This is a genomic window from Nitrincola salilacus, from assembly GCF_046271865.1.
GTDB classification, from domain to species: domain Bacteria; phylum Pseudomonadota; class Gammaproteobacteria; order Pseudomonadales; family Balneatricaceae; genus Nitrincola; species Nitrincola salilacus.
On the sequence record NZ_CP176580.1, the window covers coordinates 2499080 to 2522378 of the forward strand.

At 52.8% G+C, this 23299-nt stretch carries 18 protein-coding genes; 7 read left to right on the forward strand and 11 right to left on the reverse strand.

What is annotated here, in order from left to right; translation table 11 throughout:
- Nucleotides 1-6: 6 nt before the first annotated feature.
- The 3 genes from dctP to ACK3CJ_RS11925 form a co-directional block, all read right to left on the reverse strand.
- Nucleotides 7-1053 (reverse strand): TRAP transporter substrate-binding protein DctP, encoded by a 1047-nt coding sequence (gene dctP, locus ACK3CJ_RS11915; RefSeq protein WP_409522426.1) that lies wholly within the window; start codon nucleotides 1051-1053, stop codon nucleotides 7-9.
- A gap of 192 nt (nucleotides 1054-1245) precedes the next feature.
- On the reverse strand, nucleotides 1246-2565 hold the full coding sequence (locus tag ACK3CJ_RS11920) for a TRAP transporter large permease (protein ID WP_409522427.1): 1320 nt from the start codon (nucleotides 2563-2565) through the stop codon (nucleotides 1246-1248).
- Nucleotides 2565-3071, reverse strand: a complete 507-nt coding sequence (locus ACK3CJ_RS11925) for a TRAP transporter small permease subunit (RefSeq protein WP_409522428.1) — start codon at nucleotides 3069-3071, stop codon at nucleotides 2565-2567. The genes ACK3CJ_RS11920 and ACK3CJ_RS11925 overlap by 1 nt, the downstream gene beginning before the upstream one ends.
- A 266-nt stretch (nucleotides 3072-3337) precedes the next feature.
- Between ACK3CJ_RS11925 and ACK3CJ_RS11930 the strand changes: the two genes are divergently transcribed.
- Genes ACK3CJ_RS11930 through ACK3CJ_RS11945 form a run of 4 tightly spaced genes read left to right on the forward strand, consistent with a single transcriptional unit; the run spans nucleotide 3338 to nucleotide 9036 of the window.
- Nucleotides 3338-5110, forward strand: coding sequence for an ABC transporter transmembrane domain-containing protein (locus ACK3CJ_RS11930; protein WP_409522429.1), 1773 nt, complete (start codon nucleotides 3338-3340; stop codon nucleotides 5108-5110).
- Complete coding sequence (locus tag ACK3CJ_RS11935) at nucleotides 5103-6893, forward strand: ABC transporter ATP-binding protein (protein ID WP_409522430.1); 1791 nt, start codon at nucleotides 5103-5105, stop codon at nucleotides 6891-6893. Before ACK3CJ_RS11930 ends, ACK3CJ_RS11935 begins: the two co-directional genes overlap by 8 nt.
- A 37-nt stretch (nucleotides 6894-6930) precedes the next feature.
- The gene (locus ACK3CJ_RS11940; RefSeq protein WP_409522431.1) at nucleotides 6931-8307 is read left to right on the forward strand and encodes an SLC13 family permease; all 1377 of its coding nucleotides are present in this window, start codon (nucleotides 6931-6933) and stop codon (nucleotides 8305-8307) included.
- Nucleotides 8308-8367: 60 nt separating this feature from the next.
- A complete protein-coding gene (locus tag ACK3CJ_RS11945; protein WP_409522432.1) occupies nucleotides 8368-9036 on the forward strand; it encodes a response regulator in 669 nt (222 codons plus the stop codon).
- Between the two features lies 1 nt (nucleotide 9037).
- Here ACK3CJ_RS11945 and ACK3CJ_RS11950 read toward each other — a convergent pair whose 3' ends face one another.
- Nucleotides 9038-9490 carry a MarR family winged helix-turn-helix transcriptional regulator gene (locus tag ACK3CJ_RS11950; protein WP_409522433.1) on the reverse strand — a complete coding sequence of 151 codons (453 nt, stop codon included), beginning with the start codon at nucleotides 9488-9490 and terminating at the stop codon, nucleotides 9038-9040.
- A 197-nt stretch (nucleotides 9491-9687) separates the two neighbouring features.
- Between ACK3CJ_RS11950 and ACK3CJ_RS11955 the strand changes: the two genes are divergently transcribed.
- Nucleotides 9688-10104, forward strand: coding sequence for an organic hydroperoxide resistance protein (locus tag ACK3CJ_RS11955; protein ID WP_409522434.1), 417 nt, complete (start codon nucleotides 9688-9690; stop codon nucleotides 10102-10104).
- A 90-nt stretch (nucleotides 10105-10194) separates the two neighbouring features.
- Here the strand turns inward: ACK3CJ_RS11955 and ACK3CJ_RS11960 are convergent, their stop codons facing one another.
- The 4 genes from ACK3CJ_RS11960 to ydiJ all read right to left on the reverse strand — a co-directional run bounded on the left by ACK3CJ_RS11960 (nucleotide 10195) and on the right by ydiJ (nucleotide 17830).
- The gene (locus tag ACK3CJ_RS11960) at nucleotides 10195-12465 is read right to left on the reverse strand and encodes a PAS domain-containing hybrid sensor histidine kinase/response regulator (RefSeq protein ID WP_409522435.1); all 2271 of its coding nucleotides are present in this window, start codon (nucleotides 12463-12465) and stop codon (nucleotides 10195-10197) included.
- A complete protein-coding gene (gene nosP, locus ACK3CJ_RS11965) occupies nucleotides 12458-13618 on the reverse strand; it encodes a nitric oxide-sensing protein NosP (RefSeq protein WP_409522436.1) in 1161 nt (386 codons plus the stop codon). The genes ACK3CJ_RS11960 and nosP overlap by 8 nt, the downstream gene beginning before the upstream one ends.
- Nucleotides 13619-14175: 557 nt before the next feature.
- The gene (gene rraA / locus ACK3CJ_RS11970; RefSeq protein ID WP_409522437.1) at nucleotides 14176-14667 is read right to left on the reverse strand and encodes a ribonuclease E activity regulator RraA; all 492 of its coding nucleotides are present in this window, start codon (nucleotides 14665-14667) and stop codon (nucleotides 14176-14178) included.
- Between the two features lie 97 nt (nucleotides 14668-14764).
- Nucleotides 14765-17830: a D-2-hydroxyglutarate dehydrogenase YdiJ gene (ydiJ, locus tag ACK3CJ_RS11975; RefSeq protein ID WP_409522438.1), complete on the reverse strand. Its 3066-nt coding sequence runs from the start codon at nucleotides 17828-17830 to the stop codon at nucleotides 14765-14767.
- A 113-nt stretch (nucleotides 17831-17943) separates the two neighbouring features.
- Between ydiJ and ACK3CJ_RS11980 the strand changes: the two genes are divergently transcribed.
- On the forward strand, nucleotides 17944-18879 hold the full coding sequence (locus ACK3CJ_RS11980) for a LysR family transcriptional regulator (RefSeq protein ID WP_409522439.1): 936 nt from the start codon (nucleotides 17944-17946) through the stop codon (nucleotides 18877-18879).
- Between the two features lie 24 nt (nucleotides 18880-18903).
- Here ACK3CJ_RS11980 and ACK3CJ_RS11985 read toward each other — a convergent pair whose 3' ends face one another.
- From ACK3CJ_RS11985 to pbpG, 3 genes are all read right to left on the reverse strand, one after another.
- A complete protein-coding gene (locus tag ACK3CJ_RS11985) occupies nucleotides 18904-20097 on the reverse strand; it encodes a YbfB/YjiJ family MFS transporter (protein WP_409522440.1) in 1194 nt (397 codons plus the stop codon).
- Nucleotides 20098-20271: 174 nt separating this feature from the next.
- Nucleotides 20272-20880, reverse strand: a complete 609-nt coding sequence (locus ACK3CJ_RS11990) for an HAD family hydrolase (RefSeq protein WP_409522441.1) — start codon at nucleotides 20878-20880, stop codon at nucleotides 20272-20274.
- A 6-nt stretch (nucleotides 20881-20886) separates the two neighbouring features.
- Complete coding sequence (pbpG, locus tag ACK3CJ_RS11995) at nucleotides 20887-21807, reverse strand: D-alanyl-D-alanine endopeptidase (protein ID WP_409522442.1); 921 nt, start codon at nucleotides 21805-21807, stop codon at nucleotides 20887-20889.
- A gap of 237 nt (nucleotides 21808-22044) precedes the next feature.
- Between pbpG and ACK3CJ_RS12000 the strand changes: the two genes are divergently transcribed.
- Nucleotides 22045-23298 carry a TIGR03862 family flavoprotein gene (locus ACK3CJ_RS12000; protein ID WP_409522443.1) on the forward strand — a complete coding sequence of 418 codons (1254 nt, stop codon included), beginning with the start codon at nucleotides 22045-22047 and terminating at the stop codon, nucleotides 23296-23298.
- The last annotated feature ends 1 nt before the right edge of the window (nucleotide 23299 follow it).

The window sequence follows — 23299 nt, forward strand, 5'->3', positions numbered from 1 at the left end:
GGGAGATCAGCTGTAGCGGTAAGGACGACCCGCTTTTGTCATCATGGCGTTATAGTCCTTGAAGATCTGTACAACTCGAGCGCAGCGTGGGCTGGTCTCGGCAATCTCGTCCCAGAACTTGAGTGCTTCAGCTTCCACTGTTGCCCATTCAGCATCCGGGATGGTGGTCAGCTCAAGCTTGGTGCCTTCGGTACGCAGGCGTGCTTCACCACCCCAGTACCAGTGCTGGCGGTAGTAGTGTGAACTGTCCATGCAGAGTTTGAACAGCTCTTTGAGATGATCCGGCAGTTCATCCCACTTTTTGGAGTTGGCGAAATAAGAGCCACACCAGGCACCAGAGATGTTGTTGGTGAGAAAGTAGTTGGTGACATCGGCCCAACCCACGGTGTAGTCCTCGGTGATACCGGACCAGGCGATACCATCCAGTTCGCCGGTCTGCATCGCAACTTCGATATCTTCCCAGGGCAGATTAACCGGCACCACACCGAAGCGGCTGAGGAAGCGGCCAGCAGTCGGAAAGGTGAAGATACGTTTTCCTCGAAGATCTTCAAGGCTGCGGATCGGGTCTTTAGTGGCAAAGTGGCATGGATCCCAGGCACCAGCACCGAGCCAAGTCACGTCATCCACCTCGTTATACGCCTCTTCCCAGATCTCTTTCAGGCCCCAGTCGTTGAACAGCACCGGCACGTCCAGGCTATAGCGAGTGGCGAAGGGGAAGTAACCGCCGAATACCGAGATATCGACCGGCGCAGCAATTGAGTCATCATCTGACTGAACAGCATCTATTGTTCCGCGCTGCATCGCACGGAACAACTCATTGGTGGGCACCAACTGATCAGCATAATAGAGATCGATCTCCATCTCGCCATTGGCTGCCTTGTTGAAGGCATCAATGGCGGGTTTGATAACATGCTCACCCAAGGCTGGCCCGGCATAGGTCTGAAAGCGCCAGCGGATTTTGCGCTGTGCCTGCACAATCGCCGGAGCGCCCAAGGTTGCACCAGCCACACCGGCCACACCTGCTTTTTTTAAAAAGTCGCGTCTGCTAGTCATTGTTCTGGATCCCTTTTTTTATTGATGTGGCTCGATGGCCACCGGATTTATTTTCCATCCCCCTGTGAGGATGAATACCTCGCTTTTTTACGGTTACATGACATTATGTTTTTTCTCAGTCTTTACTTTAAAAACAGGCCTGATTTTAACCAGCCAGCTTTCAAACATGTCAGCTTTTAACCATGCCTGCTTTTAACCATAGTGCAAACTCGGCAGCCACAGAGCGATCTGCGGGAATATCATCACCAGCGCCAGCGCCAACACCATGATCATGACAAAAGGAATGATGGAGCGGTAAATATCCATCAGCCCTACTTCCGGAGGAGCCATCGCACGCATCAGGAAAAGGTTGTAGCCGAATGGCGGTGTCATATAGGCGATCTGACAGGTAATGGTGTAAAGCACGCCATACCAGATCAGGTCAAACCCGAGCGCTGCCACCAGTGGAACATACAAGGGCGCAACGATGACCAGCATCGCGGTATCATCCAGAAAGGTACCCATCAGAAGGAATGAAAGCTGCATGATTACCAAGACCTGCCAAGGACCCAATCCCAGATTATCCAGGAAAAAGGTCTCAACAGCGCGCACTGCGCCCAACCCATCAAACACGGCACCAAAGCACATGGCTGCCAGGATGATCCACATGAACATACAGCTCACGCCCAGCGTTTTGCGCACGGTCGCTTCAAGGACTTTCCAGGAGAGACGACGCTTAACCAGCGCCGCCACAGTGGCTGCACCTGCCCCTACTGCCGAGCTTTCCACCAGGCTGGTATAGCCCATCAGGAACAGACCTGTCATGCAAAAGAATATGGCGAAGGGCACGATTCCCGCCTGCAACAGCTTGAGTTTCTGCAGCATCGGTATGTTGCGTTCCTCCGCAGGCAATACCGGACCAAGCGATGGCTGCAGTTTGCAGCGAACTACAATATAGATGATGAACATACCTGCCATCATCAGGCCAGGTATCGCACCGGCCAGCCATAGCTGTCCAACCGGCTGGCGTGCAATCATGCCATAGAGCACCAGCACGACACTGGGCGGCACCAGAATCCCGAGGGAGCTACCTGCCTGGATCACCCCGGTAACCATGATCTTGTCATACCCACGGCGCAACAGCTCCGGCAGTGCAATCGTTGCACCGATCGCCATACCTGCGACGCTTAAACCATTCATCGCCGATACCACCACCATCATCACGATGGTGCCCACAGCCAACCCGCCTTTGAGCGATCCGAACCAGACATGAAACATGTCATACAGATCGTTGGCCAGGCCCGATTCCGAAAGCATGAAACCCATATAGATGAACAACGGCAGGGTCAGCAGTGGATACCAGCCCATCAGTTTCATCGAGGCGGAGAAGGCTATCTCCGAGCCGCCAGTTCCCCACAGTACCATCGAGGCGACTACCCCAACGATCCCGATGGCTGCAAACACGCGCTGCCCCGTCATGAGCATCAGCATCATGGAGGCAAACATCATCAACGCGATCATTTCATAGCTCATCAGAGCTCTTCTCCTTTGATTTTGGCAATATCTTTAAACAGCATGGCGAACGCCTGCAGTAACATGAGGAAGATGCCGATACAGGCGATGATCTTGATTGGCCACAGATAGGGTCGCCAGGCTGAATTACTGCGCTCACCATACTGGAGCGAATACTCAGTACTGTTAAAGCCGCCGTAGAGAAGAACGCCGAGATAGAAAATCAGGAAAAAGATGGTGAAACAATCGACCCAGGCTTTGGTGCGATCCGACCACATGCCGTAAAGCAGGTCCATACGCACATGGCTGCCCATCTGCATGGAATAACTGCCGCCCAACAGGTAGTAGGCAACCATCGTGAACTGGGCCATTTCCATGGTCCAGAGTGCAGGAACGAAGAACGTCTTCGAGATAGATGAGTAAAGTAAGATACCCATCATGACAAAAATCAGACACATGGCAAACCGGCCAACTGCCCGATTAACTGCATCCACATAGCGCACATAGGCCCTGATGACTTGTGGCATTGCACGGTCCCTTTATTTTTTTTGGTAGTTGTCAGCACCTGAAAAGTGCATGACCAGATGATGCATTTTTTATCACCATCAATACCGATACTAGTCACGGAAAAATGATGGGGCAAACAGCATTACAATCACTTACGTTATTGCATTAGTAATTCTTATAGTATGGATCTGACATTTGTCCAGCATGGAGATGGCTCGGGTCAGATTGGCAGATGGTTGTTCAGCAGGCATAATCGCCTCTTCGCTAATATGCACTGGAATGCACAATGGCACTTTTTCGTCATCTCGCCTGGTTTTTCAAAGACAACTGGCGCACTTATCTGATTGCGCTGTTGATGCTGACACTCGTGGCAGTGCTGAACCTGACGATACCCTGGCTGATCGGCCGCAGTGTCGATACGCTGATGAACCATACCGGCAACGGACTTGCCACCGAGCATTACCAGACGCTCTTTTTCCTGCTGGCACTGGGTGTGACTGTTTATCTGTTGCGTGTGGCCTGGCGTTGGATTCTGTTTGGTACCTCTTACCGCCTTGGCAACCTGTTGCGCTCACGCTTTTATACCCGCCTGACGCATCAAGGACAGCGTTTTTTCAGCAGCCACAACACTGGCGATCTGATGGCCCGTGCAACCAACGATATTGATGCGGTCGAGCTGGCTGCAGGTGAAGGCGTGCTGTCTGGGTTTGATGGGCTGCTTACCTTCATACTGGTGTTGGTGATGATGTTCGCGCTGATCGACTGGCGCCTGACTGCTCTGGCACTGCTCCCCTTCCCGCTGATGGGGATTGCCTTCTATCGAATATCCAATGCCATCCATCATCAATTCCGTGATGCCCTTGAGCGTTTTTCAGCATTGAATGACAAGACTCAAGAGGTGCTGTCGGGCATTGCGCTGGTCAAGGCGATGGGGCTCGAGGCGTCTGAATCTGCCACTTTCAATCAACTGGCCGAGGGTGCTGCACGCAGTAATTACAAGGTTGCACGCAGTGAGGCGCTCTACGATCCGGTGATCTTTATCTGCCTCACCATGGCGGTGCTGCTGACACTGGGGTGTGGTGGCTGGTTGATCGCACGCAACGAGTTGACGGTTGGAGAGCTGACCACTTTTACACTTTATCTCGGCCAACTGATCTGGCCGATGTTTGCCTTCGGCTGGCTGCTCAATATCATTGAACGCGGCAGTGCCGCTTTCAAGCGTGTAGATGAGATGCTGATCAAGCCAGATGAAATAGTTGATCAGGGTATCGCAACGGTCAGCGATCTTTCTCTGGAGGCCAGAGCACTGAGCTTCACCTATCCCGGTGGTCATGAAGCCACGCTGGATGGAATCAACTTCAACCTGCCATCTGGGCAGGTGCTCGGCATCGCGGGGCCAACAGGTGCAGGCAAAACCACCCTGATTCAACTGATCATGCGCTATCGCGATAGTGCCGAGACAGATCAGTTACTGCTGGGGAACCAGCCCTTGTCGGCCTACCCCCTTCAGGAACTGCGACGCTGCTTTGCTTATGTGCCACAGGAGCCTTTTCTGTTCAGCATGAGTATCGCAGACAATATCGCCCTCGCCCGGCCCGATGCCAGTCGCGAAGAGATAGAAGCAGCCGCCAGAACTGCCGCCATTCATGAGGACATCCTGCGCTTCAAACAGGGTTATGAAACTCCTGTCGGTGAGCGAGGCATGACGCTATCCGGTGGACAGCGCCAGCGTCTGGCGATTGCACGCGCACTGCTCAGCGGTGCACCACTGCTGATTCTGGACGATGCCCTGTCGGCAGTCGATGTTGAAACTGAGCAGCAAATTATCGCACATCTGCAACAGCGTCAGCGCCATCAGCCTGACCAGAACCCGACATCAAAGTCGAGTGCCATCATCATCAGCCATCGCCTGTCTGCTTTGGAGCACGCCGATGAGATACTGGTACTGACACAGGGCCATGTCAGTGAACGAGGCTCACACACCGATCTGATCAGACAGGATGGTTGGTACGCCAGAATGTGGGTGTATCAGAAACTGGAGGCAACCCTGGATGCATGACTCCACAACAGAAGCGACTCTGGACAAAGACAGTCGTCACTCGGCATTTCGCCTGCTGTTCGACTACATCCATCGTGACCGCAGGTTACTGTTCAAGGCGGTGGGATTGCTGCTACTGGCAACCGCAGCCGATGTGCTTGGCCCGATTCTGGCGAAGATCTTCATCGATGACTATCTGATGCAGAACAACTTTGCGGTTGCGCCTCTGGCTGGTCTTCTGGTGGCGTACCTGGTCAGTCAGCTACTGGCGGCCTGGTTGAGATACCATCAGACCCTGAAGTTCACCGATATGGCATTGGCCGCCGTGTTGGATATCCGACAACGCGTGTTTGCACATGTGCTCAAGGTGCCGATGCGCTATTTTGATCATGCCATCACCGGGCAGCTGGTCAGCCGCATCACTAACGACACCGAAGCGATCAAGGATCTGTATGTGCAGTTTTTATCGGTGGTGTTGAGCAATGTGATACTCCTGATCGGCATCATCATAGCGATGTCTCTTTTGGATGTGCAATTGATGCTGATCGCCCTGACATTGATTCCAACCATTATTGCAGTCATCTATATCTATCAGCGACTCAGTGGTGCTGCCGTCGCGCGTACTCGCCAGCTCAGATCCGATATCAACGCTCAGATCAGTGAGTCGATTGCCGGGATGGATGTGATCCAGGCCGTGAATCAGCAGCAGCGCTTCACGGGACGCTTTGAACAACTGAACGGTCACTATTACAAAGCACGCATGCGCACAGTCAAGGTTGGCGCTGCTCTGTTGCGCCCTGCCATTGACCTGATCAGCGTGCTGGTGATAGCGGGCATTCTGCATCTGTTCGGCACACAGGTTGTAATGGGTGTTGCCGAAATCGGCGTGCTCTATGCCTTCATTAACTATCTGGGACGTTTTACCGAGCCACTGGCCGAGATCACTCAGCGCTTTAATCTGTACCAGCAGGCGATTGTTGCGGGTGGCCGAGTCCACACGCTGCTGCAGGAACCTCAGGAGCACTATCCCGACAGCTCACTGGCCATTGATCACGGTTCGCTGGCATTGACTAATCTTGATTTCAGTTATGAGGCAGACAAACCCGCCATAAAGAGTCTGTCGGTCACAATCCCGGCAGGACAGTTCTACGCGATTGCCGGCCATACCGGCAGTGGCAAGAGCACACTGCTGAAGCTGATTCTGAACTTTTACCAACCCCAGAGCGGTCAGATCTGTATCGATGATCGCCCACTGGCCGAATATGGACATGAGGCCCTGCGACTGGGTATCGGGTTTATTCCACAAGAACCCTTTATCATGTCCGGGACGATCCATGACAATATCGATATGGGCCGCCATCTCCCGCGTGAGCAGATTGAAGCAGCAGCCCGAAAAGCGCATCTGAACAGGGTCATCGAAGCGATGCCCGAGGGATATGATACCTATCTGGGTGAACGAGGCACTCGCCTGTCTGCCGGACAGCGACAGCAGTTGATCATTGCCAGAGCGCTGGCCGCCGCTCCCAGAATTCTGCTGCTGGATGAAGCAACAGCCAATGTCGACAGTGAAACAGAGCAGGTGGTGCAGCGTGCCCTTAACGACCTGCGTGGTGAGGTGACACTGATCGTTGTAGCCCATCGCTTGTCGACCATTCGCGATGCAGATCAGATTCTGGTGCTGTCACAGGGCGAACTGGTCGAGATGGGAAGCCACAAAGAGTTGATGACACATCCGAAAGGACGCTATCAGAAGATGTATCGACTGCAGAAACAGGCAGAAAAAGTCGAGAAGGCTGCGCATTAATAGTTACCTGTAAACATTTGATGATAAAGGTATAGTCATGACAATCAGGATACAGCCTCTACTGGTCATCATAATGGCATTGGCATGCCTGATACTGGTGCTGTTCCCGCCTGCCATGTTGTCACAGGAGCAGACTCTTGCTCTGAGCCTGGTCGTTATGGCCATCACTCTCTGGGCAACGGCGTTGCTGCCGGAGTACCTGACTGCCCTGTTGTTTTTTCTGGCGGCGATGTTGCTCAATGTCGCCGATGCATCTGTTGTGTTCTCTGGCTTTACATCGACAGCGATCTGGTTGATCTTCTCCGGCATGGTGCTGGGCGCTGCCATCAAGGATACCGGCCTTGGCGATCGCATCGCCGGTACGCTTGGGCGTAACCTTGAGCACAGCTACCCGATGCTGATCAGCGGTATCGTCATCGCCTGTGTGGTACTGGGTTTTTTCATGCCCTCCTCTATTGGCCGCGCTGTGATGATGGTGCCTATCGCCATGGCCCTGGCTGATCGATGCCAGCTTGCATCCGGCAGCAAAGGGCGTACCGGCGTTGCGCTGGCCGCAGCCTTTGGTTGCCATTTGCCAACCTTTGCTATTTTGCCCTCCAACATTCCCAATATGGTGCTGGTCGGTGCTGCTGAAACCATTTATGGCACCAGCTTTAACTATACCTCCTACCTGCTGTTGCACTTCCCTCTGCTCGGTGTGGTCAAGGCGGCACTGGTGATCTGGTTGATACTGCGTTTTTTCCCTGATCAGGTTAAGCCTCACCCGAGTGATTTCAGCCAGCCCAGCGCTCTCAATAGCGCTCAGAAGCTGCTGATTATGGTGCTGTCTGCCGCACTGTTCTTCTGGATGACAGACTCTTTTCATGGCATCAACCCGGCATGGGTGGGGTTGAGTGCAGCAGTGTTTCTGCTGCTGCCCCGCGTCGGCGTTGTCGACAGTAAAAGCTTTGCCGCGCAGGTGAATCTGGGCATTCTGCTGTTTATCTCGGCGATTCTGGGGTTGGGCGCCATTATCAATGCCACCGGGCTTGGCGCCATGCTGGGCGAAGCGCTGATCAATGTCTTACCACTGGCACCAGGCAGAGATTTCGTCAACTTCATCTCCCTGATCCTGAGCGCTTTCCTGACCGGTATCTTCACAACGCTACCTGGCGTGCCTGCGGTACTGACACCCATTGCCGGCGATCTCGCACAACAGTCGGGCTGGAGTCTGGAGGCTGTACTGATGACTCAGGTAATAGGGTTTTCTACTATCCTGCTCCCTTATCAGTCAGGGCCACTGGTAGTCGCAATGCTGCTGGCGCGCGAGTCGGTGATCTCAACGCTTAAGCTCACCCTTCCACTAGTCGCCATTACCCTGTTATTGCTGGTGCCGCTGGATTATCTCTGGTGGAAATTCCTTGGTTGGATCTGACCAGGGTTGTAGATGCTGTATAATAGTCCACAATAATAAAGATAAGCAGGAGCGCCAGACTTGTACAAGATACTGATAGCTGATGATCACCCGCTGTTTCGTGAGGCAATCACCAACGTCATTCAGGCGGCTTTTCCAGACAGTCAGACACAGGAAACGTATGATCTGGACACTGCACTCGCCCAAGCAATCGAGCAGGATGATATCGATCTGATTCTGTTGGATCTGAATATGCCGGGCATGCATGGGCTGAGTGGATTGATGAGCCTGAGAAATCAGGCACCGACCATCCCGGTGGTGATAGTCTCGGCAGAGAATGACAAGCAGATTGTTCTTCAGGCGATCACTTATGGCGCGGTCGGCTTCATCAGCAAATCCTCATCCCGTGAAGAGATGACCCGAGCACTGACGCAGATTCTCAATGGCAGTGTGTATCTGCCTTCAGAAATCATCCGCTCCACTCGCAGCGATCCTGATCGCAGCAGAAACCAGAAGCAGACACCACTGCCTCCTGAGCTGCTTGAGTCTCTTACCCGCAGACAGTTACTGGTTCTGGAGCGCATGGCAAAGGGAGAATCCAACAAGCAGATCGCCTACCACCTGAATATCGCAGAGACCACCGTCAAGGCGCATGTGTCGGCCATTCTCAGGAAGCTGGGTGTACACAACCGAGTCCAGGCGATACTGTCAGCCAGCGATATCAACTTTTCGCAGTATCTGCGTCGTTGAATCAGGCTGGCTGATTCTTGTTCTGCTCCCAGCGTTCGATATCACGCTGCACCTGACGTGCCAGAGTGCGCAACTGAACCAGCCCCTCTTTATCCAGCGAGACCAGGCAGAGCATCTCCTCCATCACAGGGGTCACCTTTGCTTCCAGCGCCTTGCCTGCCTCGGTTAATACAACACGTTTCACTCGCTCATCATCAGGTGACGGCAGGCGTTGCAACACTCCCTTGTGCTCCAGCTTCTTGACCAGCGGTGTGAGTGTCCCTGAGTCAAACAGCGTCGCCCTGCCCAGCTCTCCCAGGCTGACATCATCCTGCTGCCACAGAGCAAGCATCACAAGATACTGCGGATAAGTCAGATCAAAAGGCTCAAGCAGCGGTCTGTAACGCCTGACCAGCGCATTGGTCGCACTGTAGAGCGCAAAGCAGAGTTGATCATCAAGCGGTAGTGTTTTCATTTTCAGTTCTATCATCACTTTTCGGGACTGCGTGCATTGTCCCCTCTCCAATCAGGGCTTGCAATAGATTGCCAGATTATATTTCGCGCACTTATTATTTATACAAGATACTTGCATACAATATTAATATTGATTATGATGCCTCCACGTTAACCATTAACCATGAATCAAAAATCAAAAAACAGGAACGCTATATTATGAAAACTCTCTACACAGCAGTCGTTACGTCAACCGGCGGTCGGGATGGTCAGGCAAAATCTAATGATGGCCTGCTCGAAGTCAAACTGTCTGCTCCGCGTGAGCTCGGCGGAAACGGTGGTGCGACCAACCCGGAACAGCTGTTTGCTGCCGGTTATTCAGCCTGCTTTATTGGCGCAATGAAGTTTGTTGCCGCACAACTCAAACAGACACTGCCAGATAGCACACAGGTGCGTGCAGAGATCGGTATAGGTCAGATAGAGGGCGGGTTTGGTCTGGATGCTGATCTATATGTCAGCCTGCAGGGTATGGATGAAACTGCTGCTAATGAGCTGGTTGCCAAAGCTCATCAGGTATGCCCTTACTCAAATGCAACTCGCGGCAATATTGACGTTCGCCTGCACGTCAGCGTTTAACCCTCATCCAATAACCCTCAGCATTTTTTACATCTGAGAGCATTAAATCCCGGATCGGCAAGCACTATAGCTATTGCCGACCCGGGAGACTCAATGCTTGAGCATATGACTCAGCGCCGATTTGAGCTTCATGGGCCGTACCGGTTTATGCAGCAGCAGATAGCCTCGCTCACGTATCTCCTGCTTCAGCTCATTACTGTAGTTAGCCGTGATCATCAATACTGGCAGTGGCTCACCACGACATCGCACCAACTCATTGACCACCTCAATACCACTGACATCATTGTCCAGATGATAATCCATGATCAGCAGATCGACCGCCTCGGACGCTGTGTCTAACTGCGCCTGAAGTGCCTCCAGCCCAGTCGCGACTCGCACGTCACATCCCCAACCGGACAAGAGCACCTGCATCCCTTTGCAGATAGCCGGATCATTATCGATCATCCAGATGCGACTGCCTTGTAACTGCTGATCGAGACCAATCGGAGCTTCAGATGCCTGATCAGCAGCCGGAGCCAGTACACCCAGTGGAACCTCAACGGTAAAGAGGGAACCCTTACCCTCCTCGGAGCGGACGCTGATCGGATGTGACAGCATCTTCGATATCTTGTCGACGATGGCTAACCCCAGCCCCAGCCCCTTATCCTGTACTGGCCGGAACTGTTGTACACGCTTGAACTCCTGAAAAATCTCTTCAAGCTTATCCTCAGGAATCCCGCACCCCGTGTCCCACACCTGGATTTTCAATGTGCTGGCAGAGCGACGACAGCCCAGTAGAATGCGTCCACCGGCTGGTGTATAGCGCACAGCATTCGACAATAGATTCCTCAGAATACGTGCCAGCAGAGTCATATCGCTCATGACGACTGCAGCGCTCGGATGATAGCTGAAACTGAGAGATTCAGTACTGGCGATATGCTTATATTCTGCAGCAATATTATCCATTAATGCATTGATTTTAAAAGTAGATACATCCGGCTTTACAACACCTGCATCCAGCTTTGAAATATCCACCAGCGTGCCTAACAAGCTCTCCACATCCTCCAGTGAATGACTGACAGAATGTACCAGTGATGCCACATCACCAGACACAGGTTGCTCGAGCAGCGCACTGGTGAAGAGGCGCGCTGCATTGAGTGGCTGCAAAAGGTCATGACTGACAGCCGCCAGAAACTTGGTTTTTGACAGATTTGCCCGCTCAGCCTCTTGCTTGGCCTCACGCAACCTGCCCTCCACAGCTCGCCGCTCGCTGATCTCCTGGCGCATCTGTTGATTCACTTCGGTCAACTCGGAGGTACGCTCACGTACACGCTGTTCAAGGTGCTGATACGCCTCCTGCAGCGCCAACGCCGTCTGCTTGTGCTCGGTGATATCACGAATAAGAACGAATAAACCGACAGTTTTCCCATCAGCCTCCCGATTGGGCACATAAGACTTGAGCATATGCCGCAGCTGACCGGCCGCATTATGCTCGTCAATCTCGAAGGTGACGCTTTCGCCCAGTAACGCCTGCTCAATATAGGGCTGCAGCCTGACAAACTGCTGCACCCCATGGGCCCGTTGAATGGTTTCGCCCAGCAAAGAACCGCGGGGCCAGCCATACCAGTCGTCATAAACCTGATTGGTAAACTGATAACAGAGATCATCACCGACATAGGCGATCAAAGCGGGGACATGATCCGTAATCAGGCGAATCCAGCGTTCGCTCTCACGCAGGGTTTCTGCATGCTGTTGTGCCAGTGCCTGCTCGCGCTGAGCGGCCTCACTGGCCTTGAGCGCAGTGATATCGTTATACAGGATGACCAACCCGTCATCTCCGGTGATCCGCTCACTCATCTGCACCCAGCGACCGTTGGAAAGTCGATAGACCGTTGCATGGTCGTGGCCGATCTGCTCCTCAGCAATCAACCCCTGCTCATCTGCCAGACGCTTGACATCCGAGATAGTGATGCCGCATTCGATCTCCGTGCCGGTGCCAGCCCAGTATTCACGAAATTTACTGTTAAACAGGACGATCCTGCGCTCACGATCAAACAGCACGAACGCATCAGATATGCTCTCGATAGCATCAATCAGGCGCTGATGTGCAATTGCAGCCTCATGATTGGCACGCTTGAGCGATTCATTACTCTGCTTGAGATCACCCAGAGCGGTGTTCAGCGCTTCGGTGCGCTCACGCACCTGCTCGGCCAGCACTACCGAGTGCTCAAAAGCGGCATAGGCATCTGTGCGCAACGCACTGCCACTACTCCCTTCAACACGTTCGATCAGTGCATTCTTCATGCGCTCCAACTTGGCGTTTTCATATTCCAGCGATTCGACTCGCTGTTCGAGCTGCCTGATACGGTCCGCATCAGACATGACGTTGATTCCTGCCGATCACCACACCAGTAAAGGTCTGATTAATATGCATACCATCGAACTGCTCCCCATAGGTATTGAACCCCACAACACGATGCCGGACCAGAAAATCAGATGTTTCAGTCAGGGTTCCCCGACACTGCGCTTCCAGCTTACGCAGAAAACAGTCACAGCCCAGGGTAATCAACGGCGCTCCTATCTGAGCCTCGATGCGCTGAAACTCCGCTTCAAGATTTGGAAGCATATCGCCAGGCTCCATAGCCGTGAGCACAATTCCATTCTCCACGGCGCAATAGAAAGTCAGACTCAGATCAGGGTTAACACGCTGAATGGAGCGCACATAAAACTCCTGACCGATGCGCACCGCCAGCGGATTAAGTGCGAACATCTGATGATCCAGTGCCTCCACCGGCACACCCACCAGACGCGCATACTCCTCGGCAGCAGGCTCAGCATTCAACTCAAATACGGTGCGGGTAGCCGGATCTGCCTGAGTTACGATGAATTTATGCTGGAGAGGAAGCATGTGATGAGTCGTGAAAACCTCGAAATCCAACAAGGTGTTGATCAGAATAACAACTGCCGCTTTCGTATGGAACGCGCCATCAAAATAGACATGGGTGTTGGCGAGATGAATATCATCACCCGCTGAGCCACCAAAATGTGGAATACTGCCAAGTGCCGAATTAAGCGCCAGCAATACCATCTCCTCCTGACTGGACAGGCCATCCAGCAGGGTTATGGCAAAGCTGTGGCCTTTAATGGGCGCAACCCGATGCTCAAGGCAGCGGGCGATCAGTGACTCTGTCAGAGCCTGAGCCTGCACCAGGCCAAACTGATCCAAGGATTCAATCAGCGCGGCATCTACCGCAAAACAGTGTCGATTAAATCCCAGGGCAGTGATCGAGTGCTGCTCATACCCATGTGATGTGATTTCGCCGGCAGTCGTACAACCAATGACTTTAATACCCACTAACGACTGCTCAAGAGACTTGGCCAGTGAGGCAAGGTCATACTCAGCCGAACAGAAGAACAGCACAAACCCCAATGCCGGGTCGGATAATTGTGCTGCCAGTTCGCTGGCGGCAAGCGCGGAATCAGTCTGGCGGGATGCGGCCGTCTGGACCGGTTCTATCATATATGGTGCATTCATCTGAGCCCCCCCTGTTTCCACCAGACATCGAGCACCAACCCCTGGTACATGAACACTATACTAAAGGGCTGATCTGATTAGTTTAATGCTACTTCAGTACTGGTTGAATGCAACCTGTGATGCACAGATAAGACAAAGTCTGGTTAATCGCTGGAAATCATCGATCACTGATGAGGAAACGAAATGAGGAGTGCGGGATAAGTGACTGATAAAAAAGAAGCCGCTTCACTAGCGAAGGGGTGACCAGTGAAGCGGCAGGGTCTTGCAATGTCATGTTGTAACTCAGGTATCGATGTCAGGAAGGGGACACTGTGATACTGAGCTTAACCGAGCAACAGCAACGTAATCTTAATAATCCCTGTTCATTTAAGTTGAAAATACAGCAGAGACACGTCGCTATGACTAACATTAGCACTCTATCGAGCATCACGCTAATGAATATTTTGAAAAAGTGAATAAATTTATTGCATGTAGGTGATTAGTCATTGAATTACATAGTAAAATTTTTATTCATCATGTAATACATTAACTTTCACAGAAGATTAATTTTCAATAGATCAGTTATCTTCCAACGTCAGTTGCTGTGCCGATACCAGCACACCGTTATTATCAGCATACACATACTCACCCGGCATGAAGGTGACACCACCAAAAACCAGTGGCACGTTCAGATCACCCAGTCCTCGCTTGTCAGTTTTCATCGGATGGCTGCCCAGCGCCTGCACACCCAGATCCAACATTCCTATCGCATTCACATCGCGGATGCAGCCATAGATCAGAATTCCTTCCCAGCCATTCTGCGTGGCCTTCTCTGCCAGCATATCGCCCAGCATTGCCCGGCGCATTGAACCACCACCGTCCACGACCAGTACTTTGCCCTCACCCGGCTCAGCCACCTGTTCGCGCACCAGCGAGTTATCTTCATAAGCCTTGATGGTAACTATTTCACCACCAAAACTTTCACGGCCACCGAAGTTAACAAACATCGGTTCAACCACCCTGACTAATTCAGGAAATTGGTCACAGAGCTCAGGTAACAGATCGTCCATTCAATTCTCCTTCTACATTTTTAACTGATGGGTCAGTGTGTCTGATCATACCGCTGATTGCACTACAACGAATGACTGATATTGATGGCAAAAATCTTCATTGATTCACGCGCTGACTGAGGATAGCCAGAAGTACCTGAACCGGATGCGGCAACTGCTGTCGATCCATGCGCTTCACCTGAGAGCGGCAGGAGTAGCCTGTCGCCATCAGATTACCGTTGATCCGCTTGTCATTAACGATCTCGCCCCAGCTCAAGCGATAGATATCCTCTGAACGGCGGAGATTTTCGCGCTCATGTCCGAATGTACCCGACATGCCGCAGCATCCGGTAGACATGATCTCCAGTTCCTGCCCCATTGCAGAGAAGATCGATTGCCATTGGCGTAATGAAGGGGCTGCTGATGTTTTCTCAGTGCAATGCGCCAACAACCGATAGGAACCACCAGGCAACTTGTCAGCCAGATTCAGACGTTCAATCTCGCCACTGAGCCACTCCTGCAGCAACTGCACTTCAGGCAACTCTCCGCTGACAAACTCACGATATTCCTGGCGGTAAGTCAGCGTCATGGAGGGGTCCAGACCAATCAATGGCACACCGCTGGCTTCCAGTGCTCGCAACATTGCCACATTATCCTGTGCGGCTTGCTCGAACTTCTGCATGAAACCATGTACATGCAGCGGCTTTCCATTGGGTTTGAAAGGGGCTACCAGAAGGTTGAAGCCCAGACGCGTCAGCAGATCGGCCAGATCCAGCACCAACTGAGTTTCAAAATAACTGGTGAAGGCATCCTGAACCAGAATCACGCTGCGCGCTTTTTGCGAGGGGCTCAACGCAGCAATCACCTCCGGTGTAGCCCAGTCGATGGAGCGCGCCTTCAGTCCCTGTTTCAGGCTGAAACGGCAGATCTGAGGGCTATCGACCAGACCGACAACATGCTTCATCACGGCACGGCTGAAAGGGTTATTCATCAGCAGGTTATAAGGTGCCGGAAACCTGGCAACGACAGGTATCATATACTCCAGACTGCCCACCATGTAATCCTTCACAGGACGCAGGTAACGGCCATAGTAAAGCTCCAGAAAACGGGCGCGAAAGTCCGGTACATTGACCTTGATCGGGCATTGCCCGACACAGGATTTACACGCCAGACATCCCATCATCGCTTCATGCACCTCGTGCGAGAAATCATACTCTCCGCGACGCCGACCCAGCGTATTCTTAACTTTTGCTGTCAGGCTAGATAACCAGCTTCGACTGCGGATATGCCCTGCTTCGGCAACCGGATCACTGCCCTGCTCCGCCAGCAGACGCAGCCATTCGCGAATCAACGATGCACGACCCTTGGGTGAATGCACCCTCTCACGAGTGCCCTTCCATGACGGGCACATCGCATCATTCGGGTCATAGTTAAAGCAGGCGCCGTTACCATTGCAGTTCATGGCCGAATCATACTGCTCACGAACCACGGCACTGATCTGCCGGTCATGACGACCGCGAGTCGGCACCCCATCTATCTTCAGCAGCTCAACGCCCTCTATTGCAGGCGTGGCAATTTTGCCGGGATTCATCTGATTGCGCGGATCGAAGGCCGCCTTGATCCGCTGTAGCTGCGGATAGAGTTCGCCAAAGAATTCAGGCGCGTATTCTGAACGTACCCCCTTACCGTGCTCGCCCCACAGCAATCCCTTGTATTGGCGGGTCAGCTTCACTACTTCATCGGTAATACTGCGAATCAACTTCTCCTGTTCCGGATCTTTCATATCCAGTGCCGGTCTGACATGCAGCACCCCTGCATCAACATGACCGAACATCCCGTATTGCAGCCCCTGATCATCCAGCACCTTACGAAATGCCATAATGAAATCCGCCAGATTCTCAGGCGGCACGGCAGTATCTTCGACAAAAGGTACCGGACGCTTCTGCCCTTGGGTATTACCCAGCAGCCCGACCGATTTCTTGCGCATTGCCCAAACCTTGTTGATCTCGGCTGAACCGTATACCACGCTATGCCCAAAGCTTTTACCCGCTTGACCGGATACCGCATCCAGATGCTGACACAGACGCTCTACCTTTCCTTTTAGCTCTGCTTCATCTTCACCGGTGTACTCGATCAGGTTGATCCCCTGAATCACCGGCTCATCATCACGCTGCGGAAAATAGTCACGCACGGTATCCCAGACAATATCGCCCATCGCCAGATTGAGTACTTTGGAATCGATGGTTTCTATCGATGTTGGCTGCCACTCCATCAGTGACTTGGCATCTCGAAGCGATGATTCGAAACTGTCGTACTTGACGTTGACCAGCGCCGAATAGGTCGGGATCGGCAGCACATTGAGGCGCGCCTCTGCAATAAACGCCAGAGAACCTTCGGCGCCGCAGAGAATGGAGTTCAGATTGAAACGACCCGATTCATCATAAATATGCGCAAGATCATAACCGGTCAGGCAACGATTCAGCTTGGGAAAGCACGCATCAATCAACTCGGCCTGATCCCGATGAATCTCGTCCAGCAGCCGATGAATCTCACCGACTTTACCCGGCTGGGTTTTCGCGACCTCAAGCTCACCGGCTTCCAAGGGTGCTGAGTGCCAGATATCACCCCCCAGCCAGACACTGGTCAGATCCAGCACATGGTCACGTGTTTTACCGTACAGCACAGATCCCTGCCCACTGGCATCAGTATTGATCATACCGCCAATGGTGGCGCGGTTACTGGTCGACAACTCCGGCGCAAAGAACAGCCCGTAAGGTTTGAGTGCCGCATTGAGCTGGTCCTTGACCACACCACCCTGCACCCTTACCCAGCGCTCATCGGGATTGATCTCGAGTATCCGGTTCATATGCCGGGACACATCCACCACCAGTCCATCCGTCAGCGACTGACCATTAGTGCCCGTGCCGCCGCCTCGTGCGCTGAGCACAACTGACTGAAAGCGCTCCTCTTCTGCCAGTCTGGCTATTCTGACCAGATCCTCGGTTCGCTTTGGATAGATGACGCCCTGTGGCAGCACCTGATAGATACTGTTGTCGGTCGACAGCACCACCCGGTTGGCATAATCGGGATTCAGATCGCCCTCAAAACCACTACGCTTGAGAGTTTCGATGAAGTCGAGATACAGTGATTGAGTGGCGTTGATCTCGGCAATACGTGGAATCATGAGGCTGCCTGCTGGGAAAAAGTTCTGACTGGTGTTGTAGGGTGCAATGATGCAAAATATCTATTAATCAATCAAACGATAAAATTCTATCAATTAATTGTAAAAACAAATAAATGAGCATTTCCATACGCCACCTTCAAGCCTTTGTTGAGATTGCGTCCAGTGGCAGTTTTACCCGTGCTGCCGAACACCTGCATCTGACACAGTCAACGTTGACCGCCACCATCAAGCAGTTGGAAGAACAGGCAGAGCTGACCCTGCTGGATCGCACCACTCGCCGCGTTTTCCTGACTCAGGAGGGTGAAAGGTTTTTACCGGTAGCCCAACGCCTGTTGTCTGACTTTCGTTCCGCGATGGAGGATCTGCGTGCCACCTCACTGCGCCAACAGGGGCATGTCGGTCTTGCGGCCTCTCCCTCTATGTTGACACGCCTGCTGCCAGCCATTGTGAAGCACTTCGCTACCGATTACCCGGGGATCAGCCTTTATCTGCGCGATGATGGCGCTGGCGGTATCGAACAGCGAGTGCTCGATAATGAGGTGGACTTCGGTCTGGCCAGTAACCACTCGCGCCAACCTGAGCTGAATTATGAGCCAGTACTTCGCGACCGTTATGGTGTTGTGGTGCCTCAGGAGCACCCTTTGGTCACACTGAAACAGCCCTTGCAGTGGAGTCAGGTACGCGCCTACCCTTTGATCCTGCTCTCCTCCGATACGGGTATTCGAGCACAACTGGAGGGGTTTTCAGCTCAAGGAGTAGCACCTGTCACGCTGGAAACATCACTGCTTGAGGTATCCAATCCGGCAGGTCTTGCCGCTCTGATCAGTGAAGGGCTCGGTATCTCGATCATACCGGCACTGGCTGCCGACACCAGCTCATTTGAACGCTTGCGTTTCATTCCGCTGAACACTCCTCTTATAGAGCGTGAAATCTGCATCATCACCCGTCGCAAACGCTCGCTGACACCTGCGGCAGAGTCTCTGCTCAAGTATGTCAGGGATGGTCTGGCGAAAGCACAGTTGCCCGCCAGCGTGAGATTTATCGGTTAATGGATTGTATTTTGAAAATCCAGTTCAGACCTGGACTCTGTGCTGCTTGATCAGCAACAGGCAAAACACGCCAATCATAGCCAGTGAACCCGCCAGCACAAATACGCTGCCTGCGCTGAAACTACCTGAATAGAGTGCCGCAAAGCCGAATCCGGCAAACGCCTGCGACAAAGCGAAAGTCGCCGTTGCCAACCCCCAGGCCCAGGCATGATGCTCAAGACCCACCAGTTCAGCCAGACGCCCTGAGGTCAATGCCACCACTCCGGGAATCAACGCACCCACCGCCAATGATGACAGGCTGATAAAGATCGGTGCATGCAGAAAGGTTGGCATCATGATTGCCAGACTCTTCAATAACAATGCAATCAGCAGCGTGTGGCTGACCTCAAAGCGAGCGGACAGCATCGCGACCAGGAATGGCCCGAGAATGGCACCGATACCAAAAAGTGCCCATTGAAAACCACCGGCGGCAGAAGACCAGCCAAGATGACGCTGCAGATAATCTACCCAGAACACCGTGTGCGGTACAAAAGCCGCCGCATCCAGTGCATAGGCCACGATCACCACTCCAACCCCTGCCATCAGCAATGCACGCTTATCTGCGCGATCAAGCGCTCGCGCATGCTGTCCGTTGCTGAATGAGACAGCAGGCCACCTGAACATATAGGCAAACACCAGCAAACCAGCAATACCCAGAGCAGCCCAACCAAAGCTATTCGAGTGTTTGACCAGCATAGGCACCAATGTTGCGGAGAGCAGTATACCGACACCAATACCGGCAAATACGCAGGTGGAGGCTACCTTGCGTACGGCCTCCGGCAACAGCCGCATCACAGAGGCAGGCCCCAGCACCATCAGCAAAGCACCAGTCATACCGGCAATAAATCGCCATAGATAAAACCAACCGGATGGCTGTGGCAGAATACAGAGCAGAAAGCTGAGAACGATGCCCAGTGCTGAGCACTGAATAATGCGATGAACAGGATAGCGTCTTGCAAAGGATGAGGCCGTCACCGCACCCAGCAGATAACCGAGCAGATTCACGGCTCCCATCAGCCCTACTGTGCGCTCCGAAAACCAACCGGCTTCGATCATCCCGGGCACCAGTGCCGCGTAGGCAAAGCGCCCCAGTCCTATTCCCATACCAGTGGCAGCCATACCCAACAACACCAGATGCACGGTTTCTCTGTTCAGGTAGACTTCAAGTCTGCGTCTCATCACAACAGCTTCATCGCAACAGTCTCATAACAACAGTTCACCACAGCAGTTTCACGGTAACACCCCGCCCAAAAGCGAACGAGTATACAGTTCATCTAATGTAATGCTCTGAGACTTTAGTCGTAACAGGCTGTTTTGATAGTCAGACTCTCCCTATTCAGAAACAGTAGTAGATCACCGAGCAATCGTCAGAAGCCTCTGCTCAACCTTATAAGTCAGCTCATCAAAATGATCGATAATCCAATCGGCTTGCTCACCAAAATGGGCATTGCGAGGATTTCGATAAAGACACGAGGCCATTTGTGCATTGGCCGCCACCTGGATATCAAAGATGTAATCGCCGATATACACCATTTCAGCACAGGGGATACCAAGCTTATCGGCGATCAGATGCAACCCTTCTGGATCCGGTTTGGCCAGACAGTCTTCACGCGTCAGTACCAGATCAATCGGTATCTCCAACAGTTTCAGCGTCAACTCGGTGGCTTCACGCATATTCCGGGTCAGGATAGCCATCGGCATACCGAGTTGGTGCAAAGCATCAATACAAGCTTTGGCGCCCGGCATCCAGGTAGCTCTGCGTGCACCCTCAAGCTCATGCTGACGCACCACCTCTTCGACTGAACGTCGGGCATCCTCACATTCCAACTGGTCAATATGCTCCAGAATAGGTGTGCCATGAGGCAAACCCAGCTCATCGCACATCGCTTTGAAGTCGAGGCCTGAATCAACCAGCGTTCCATCCAGGTCAAACACGACTGCTCTGATAGCCATCAGATCCATGATCAATTACCTGCTGCTGTAGAGCTCAGTCCTGCGCTGACGCTCATAGGCCAGGGCCTCGCTTGTTACGTCACCACCATTACCGGTCTCAAGCCAACGACGTACACGTCCGGCATCGCCGACGGGAGACATTCTGCCCAAGGAATCCAGAAACACCATCGCTACCAGTTCGCCATCGATTCGCGCCACCATCACCAGGCAGCGGCCAGCATCATTCAGAAAACCAGTCTTGCTCATCTGAACATCCCAGCGTTCAGAACGAACCAGAGGATTGGTGTTGCCATATGCCAGTGCATAGCGTGGTTTTCTGAAATTGACGTCGTAATTCCCCACAGTCGAAAGCATTCGAATCTCGCTGTATTGATAAGCTGCCGCCACCAGTTTGAGCAGATCTGAAGCGGTGGAACGGTTGTCGGTGGAAAGACCGGTAGAGTCAACGAAACGGGTATTAAGCATCCCCAGTGATCGGGCCTTTTCGTTCATTGCGATGATGAACGCATCATAGCCGCCGGGATAATGGCGGGCCAGTTGATACGAGGCCAGATTTTCAGAAGACATCAGAGACATCCGCAGCAGGTCGTGTCGTTTCGCTTCAGATCCGATACGGATACGGGAATAAGCATTGGTCGCAGCAGGCTTGTGGCGTTTGGTGATCTCGACCCACTCATCAAGCGACTGCTCGGAGTCCAGCACGATCATGGCGGTCATAAGCTTGGTGATCGAAGCGATAGGCACAACCTTGTCAGCATGTTTACTGAAGATCAGGGTATCGGATCCCAGAGGGGCGATGGCAGCATGAACAGAAGCAAGATTCAGGGCTGAGCTATCCAGTGTCTGCACCTTGCGAATTAAAGCAGTGTCGGCCATGACAGGCGCAGCAGGGATAGTGGCGAACAGAACAGCAGCAGCGAGCAGTAGTTTTTTCATGATAAAGATTCGACATAAAGATGGAAAAAACAGATGAACAGATAAAATAGCTCATCCGACACCATAACAATGATAATGGAAACTTGCAGAAAGTGCTTGCACCGATCTTGCTCTGATAGAGTAGTGACCGGCAGCACATTAGTGGTTTACCAAGGGCACTACTTCGCTGAATGCTCGACAGCTGTTATCATGCCGCACACAGTATACAGACAACAAATGACACCATAAGCAGGCCCGATGACTCAGCAATCCCCTCCTTCCCAGTCAGGTGACACACAGCCACTGGTCGCCATCATAGGAGGCGGTCCTGCAGGGCTGATCGCTGCTGAAACACTCGCCAACGCAGGCATTCAGGTCGAGCTATTTGATTCCATGCCCTCGCTGGGACGCAAATTTCTGATGGCCGGTCGTGGTGGTCTGAATATCACTCATACCGAACCCTTCGGCGACTTTATCAGTCGCTACGGTGAGCGCGCTGAACAGATCCAACCGATGCTGCAAAATTTTGATGCCAACCAACTGCGGCAATGGGCATCTGAGCTGGGTGTTGAAACCTTTGTCGGCTCGTCTGGCCGCGTTTTTCCACGTGAGATGAAAGCTGCACCGTTGCTGCGCGCCTGGTTACACCGTTTGCGTGCACAGGGAGTACGTTTTCATGTCAGACATCGCTGGACCGGCTGGAATCAGCAACAACTGACATTTGATACACCTGAAGGTGTCAGATCAGTGCAGGCCGATGCGACCCTTTTGGCATTGGGAGGTGGCAGTTGGGCAAAGCTGGGATCAGACGGAACCTGGTACCCGCTACTTGAGGCTGAAGGTGTTAAGCTGCAACCGATACGACCTGCCAACTGCGGCTTTATATGCCACTGGAGCGATCTGATGCAGAGCCGTCATGCCGGTGAACCACTCAAAGGTGTGGTGCTGAGCTGCACAGACCTGAAGGGAAATAGGCGCCAACAGAAAGGGGAGCTGATGCTGACCCGCTACGGACTTGAAGGCGGATTGATCTATGCCCTGTCGGCACCCATTCGCGATACCATCGAGGCACAGGGATCAGCCAAGGTCAGAATTGATCTGGTGCCGGATCGCAGTGAGCAGCAACTGAGCAAGGCCCTGAGCAAGCCCCGAGGTTCGCGCTCGCTCAGCAACCATTTGCGGCGCCAGGGAGTGAAAAGTATACAGGCCGACCTGCTGCGCGAAGTACTCAGTGCCGTACAGATGCAGGATATGGCGCAAGTTTCCTCTACCTTAAAATCCCTGCCTCTGACACTGACTGCCACCCGTCCTGTCGATGAGGCGATCAGCACGGCTGGTGGGGTCTCATTTGAGGCTATGACCCCTGACCTGATGCTGCAAAGCCTGCCCGGGACCTTCTGTGCCGGTGAGATGCTGGACTGGGAGGCCCCCACTGGCGGCTATCTATTGACTGCTTGTTTTGCCAGTGGAGTACACGCCGCCAAAGGTGTTATGAAGTGGCTGGATATCTGAT

Coding starts and splice junctions, on each gene's coding strand:
- dctP (WP_409522426.1), bottom strand. CDS start 1,053: ATGACTAGCAGACGCGACTTTTTAAAAAAAGCAGGTGTGGCCGGTGTG.
- ACK3CJ_RS11920 (WP_409522427.1), bottom strand. CDS start 2,565: ATGAGCTATGAAATGATCGCGTTGATGATGTTTGCCTCCATGATGCTG.
- ACK3CJ_RS11925 (WP_409522428.1), bottom strand. CDS start 3,071: ATGCCACAAGTCATCAGGGCCTATGTGCGCTATGTGGATGCAGTTAAT.
- ACK3CJ_RS11930 (WP_409522429.1), top strand. CDS start 3,338: ATGGCACTTTTTCGTCATCTCGCCTGGTTTTTCAAAGACAACTGGCGC.
- ACK3CJ_RS11935 (WP_409522430.1), top strand. CDS start 5,103: ATGCATGACTCCACAACAGAAGCGACTCTGGACAAAGACAGTCGTCAC.
- ACK3CJ_RS11940 (WP_409522431.1), top strand. CDS start 6,931: ATGACAATCAGGATACAGCCTCTACTGGTCATCATAATGGCATTGGCA.
- ACK3CJ_RS11950 (WP_409522433.1), bottom strand. CDS start 9,490: ATGAAAACACTACCGCTTGATGATCAACTCTGCTTTGCGCTCTACAGT.
- ACK3CJ_RS11955 (WP_409522434.1), top strand. CDS start 9,688: ATGAAAACTCTCTACACAGCAGTCGTTACGTCAACCGGCGGTCGGGAT.
- ACK3CJ_RS11960 (WP_409522435.1), bottom strand. CDS start 12,465: ATGTCTGATGCGGACCGTATCAGGCAGCTCGAACAGCGAGTCGAATCG.
- nosP (WP_409522436.1), bottom strand. CDS start 13,618: ATGAATGCACCATATATGATAGAACCGGTCCAGACGGCCGCATCCCGC.
- rraA (WP_409522437.1), bottom strand. CDS start 14,667: ATGGACGATCTGTTACCTGAGCTCTGTGACCAATTTCCTGAATTAGTC.
- ydiJ (WP_409522438.1), bottom strand. CDS start 17,830: ATGATTCCACGTATTGCCGAGATCAACGCCACTCAATCACTGTATCTC.
- ACK3CJ_RS11980 (WP_409522439.1), top strand. CDS start 17,944: ATGAGCATTTCCATACGCCACCTTCAAGCCTTTGTTGAGATTGCGTCC.
- ACK3CJ_RS11985 (WP_409522440.1), bottom strand. CDS start 20,097: ATGAGACGCAGACTTGAAGTCTACCTGAACAGAGAAACCGTGCATCTG.
- ACK3CJ_RS11990 (WP_409522441.1), bottom strand. CDS start 20,880: ATGGATCTGATGGCTATCAGAGCAGTCGTGTTTGACCTGGATGGAACG.
- pbpG (WP_409522442.1), bottom strand. CDS start 21,807: ATGAAAAAACTACTGCTCGCTGCTGCTGTTCTGTTCGCCACTATCCCT.
- ACK3CJ_RS12000 (WP_409522443.1), top strand. CDS start 22,045: ATGACTCAGCAATCCCCTCCTTCCCAGTCAGGTGACACACAGCCACTG.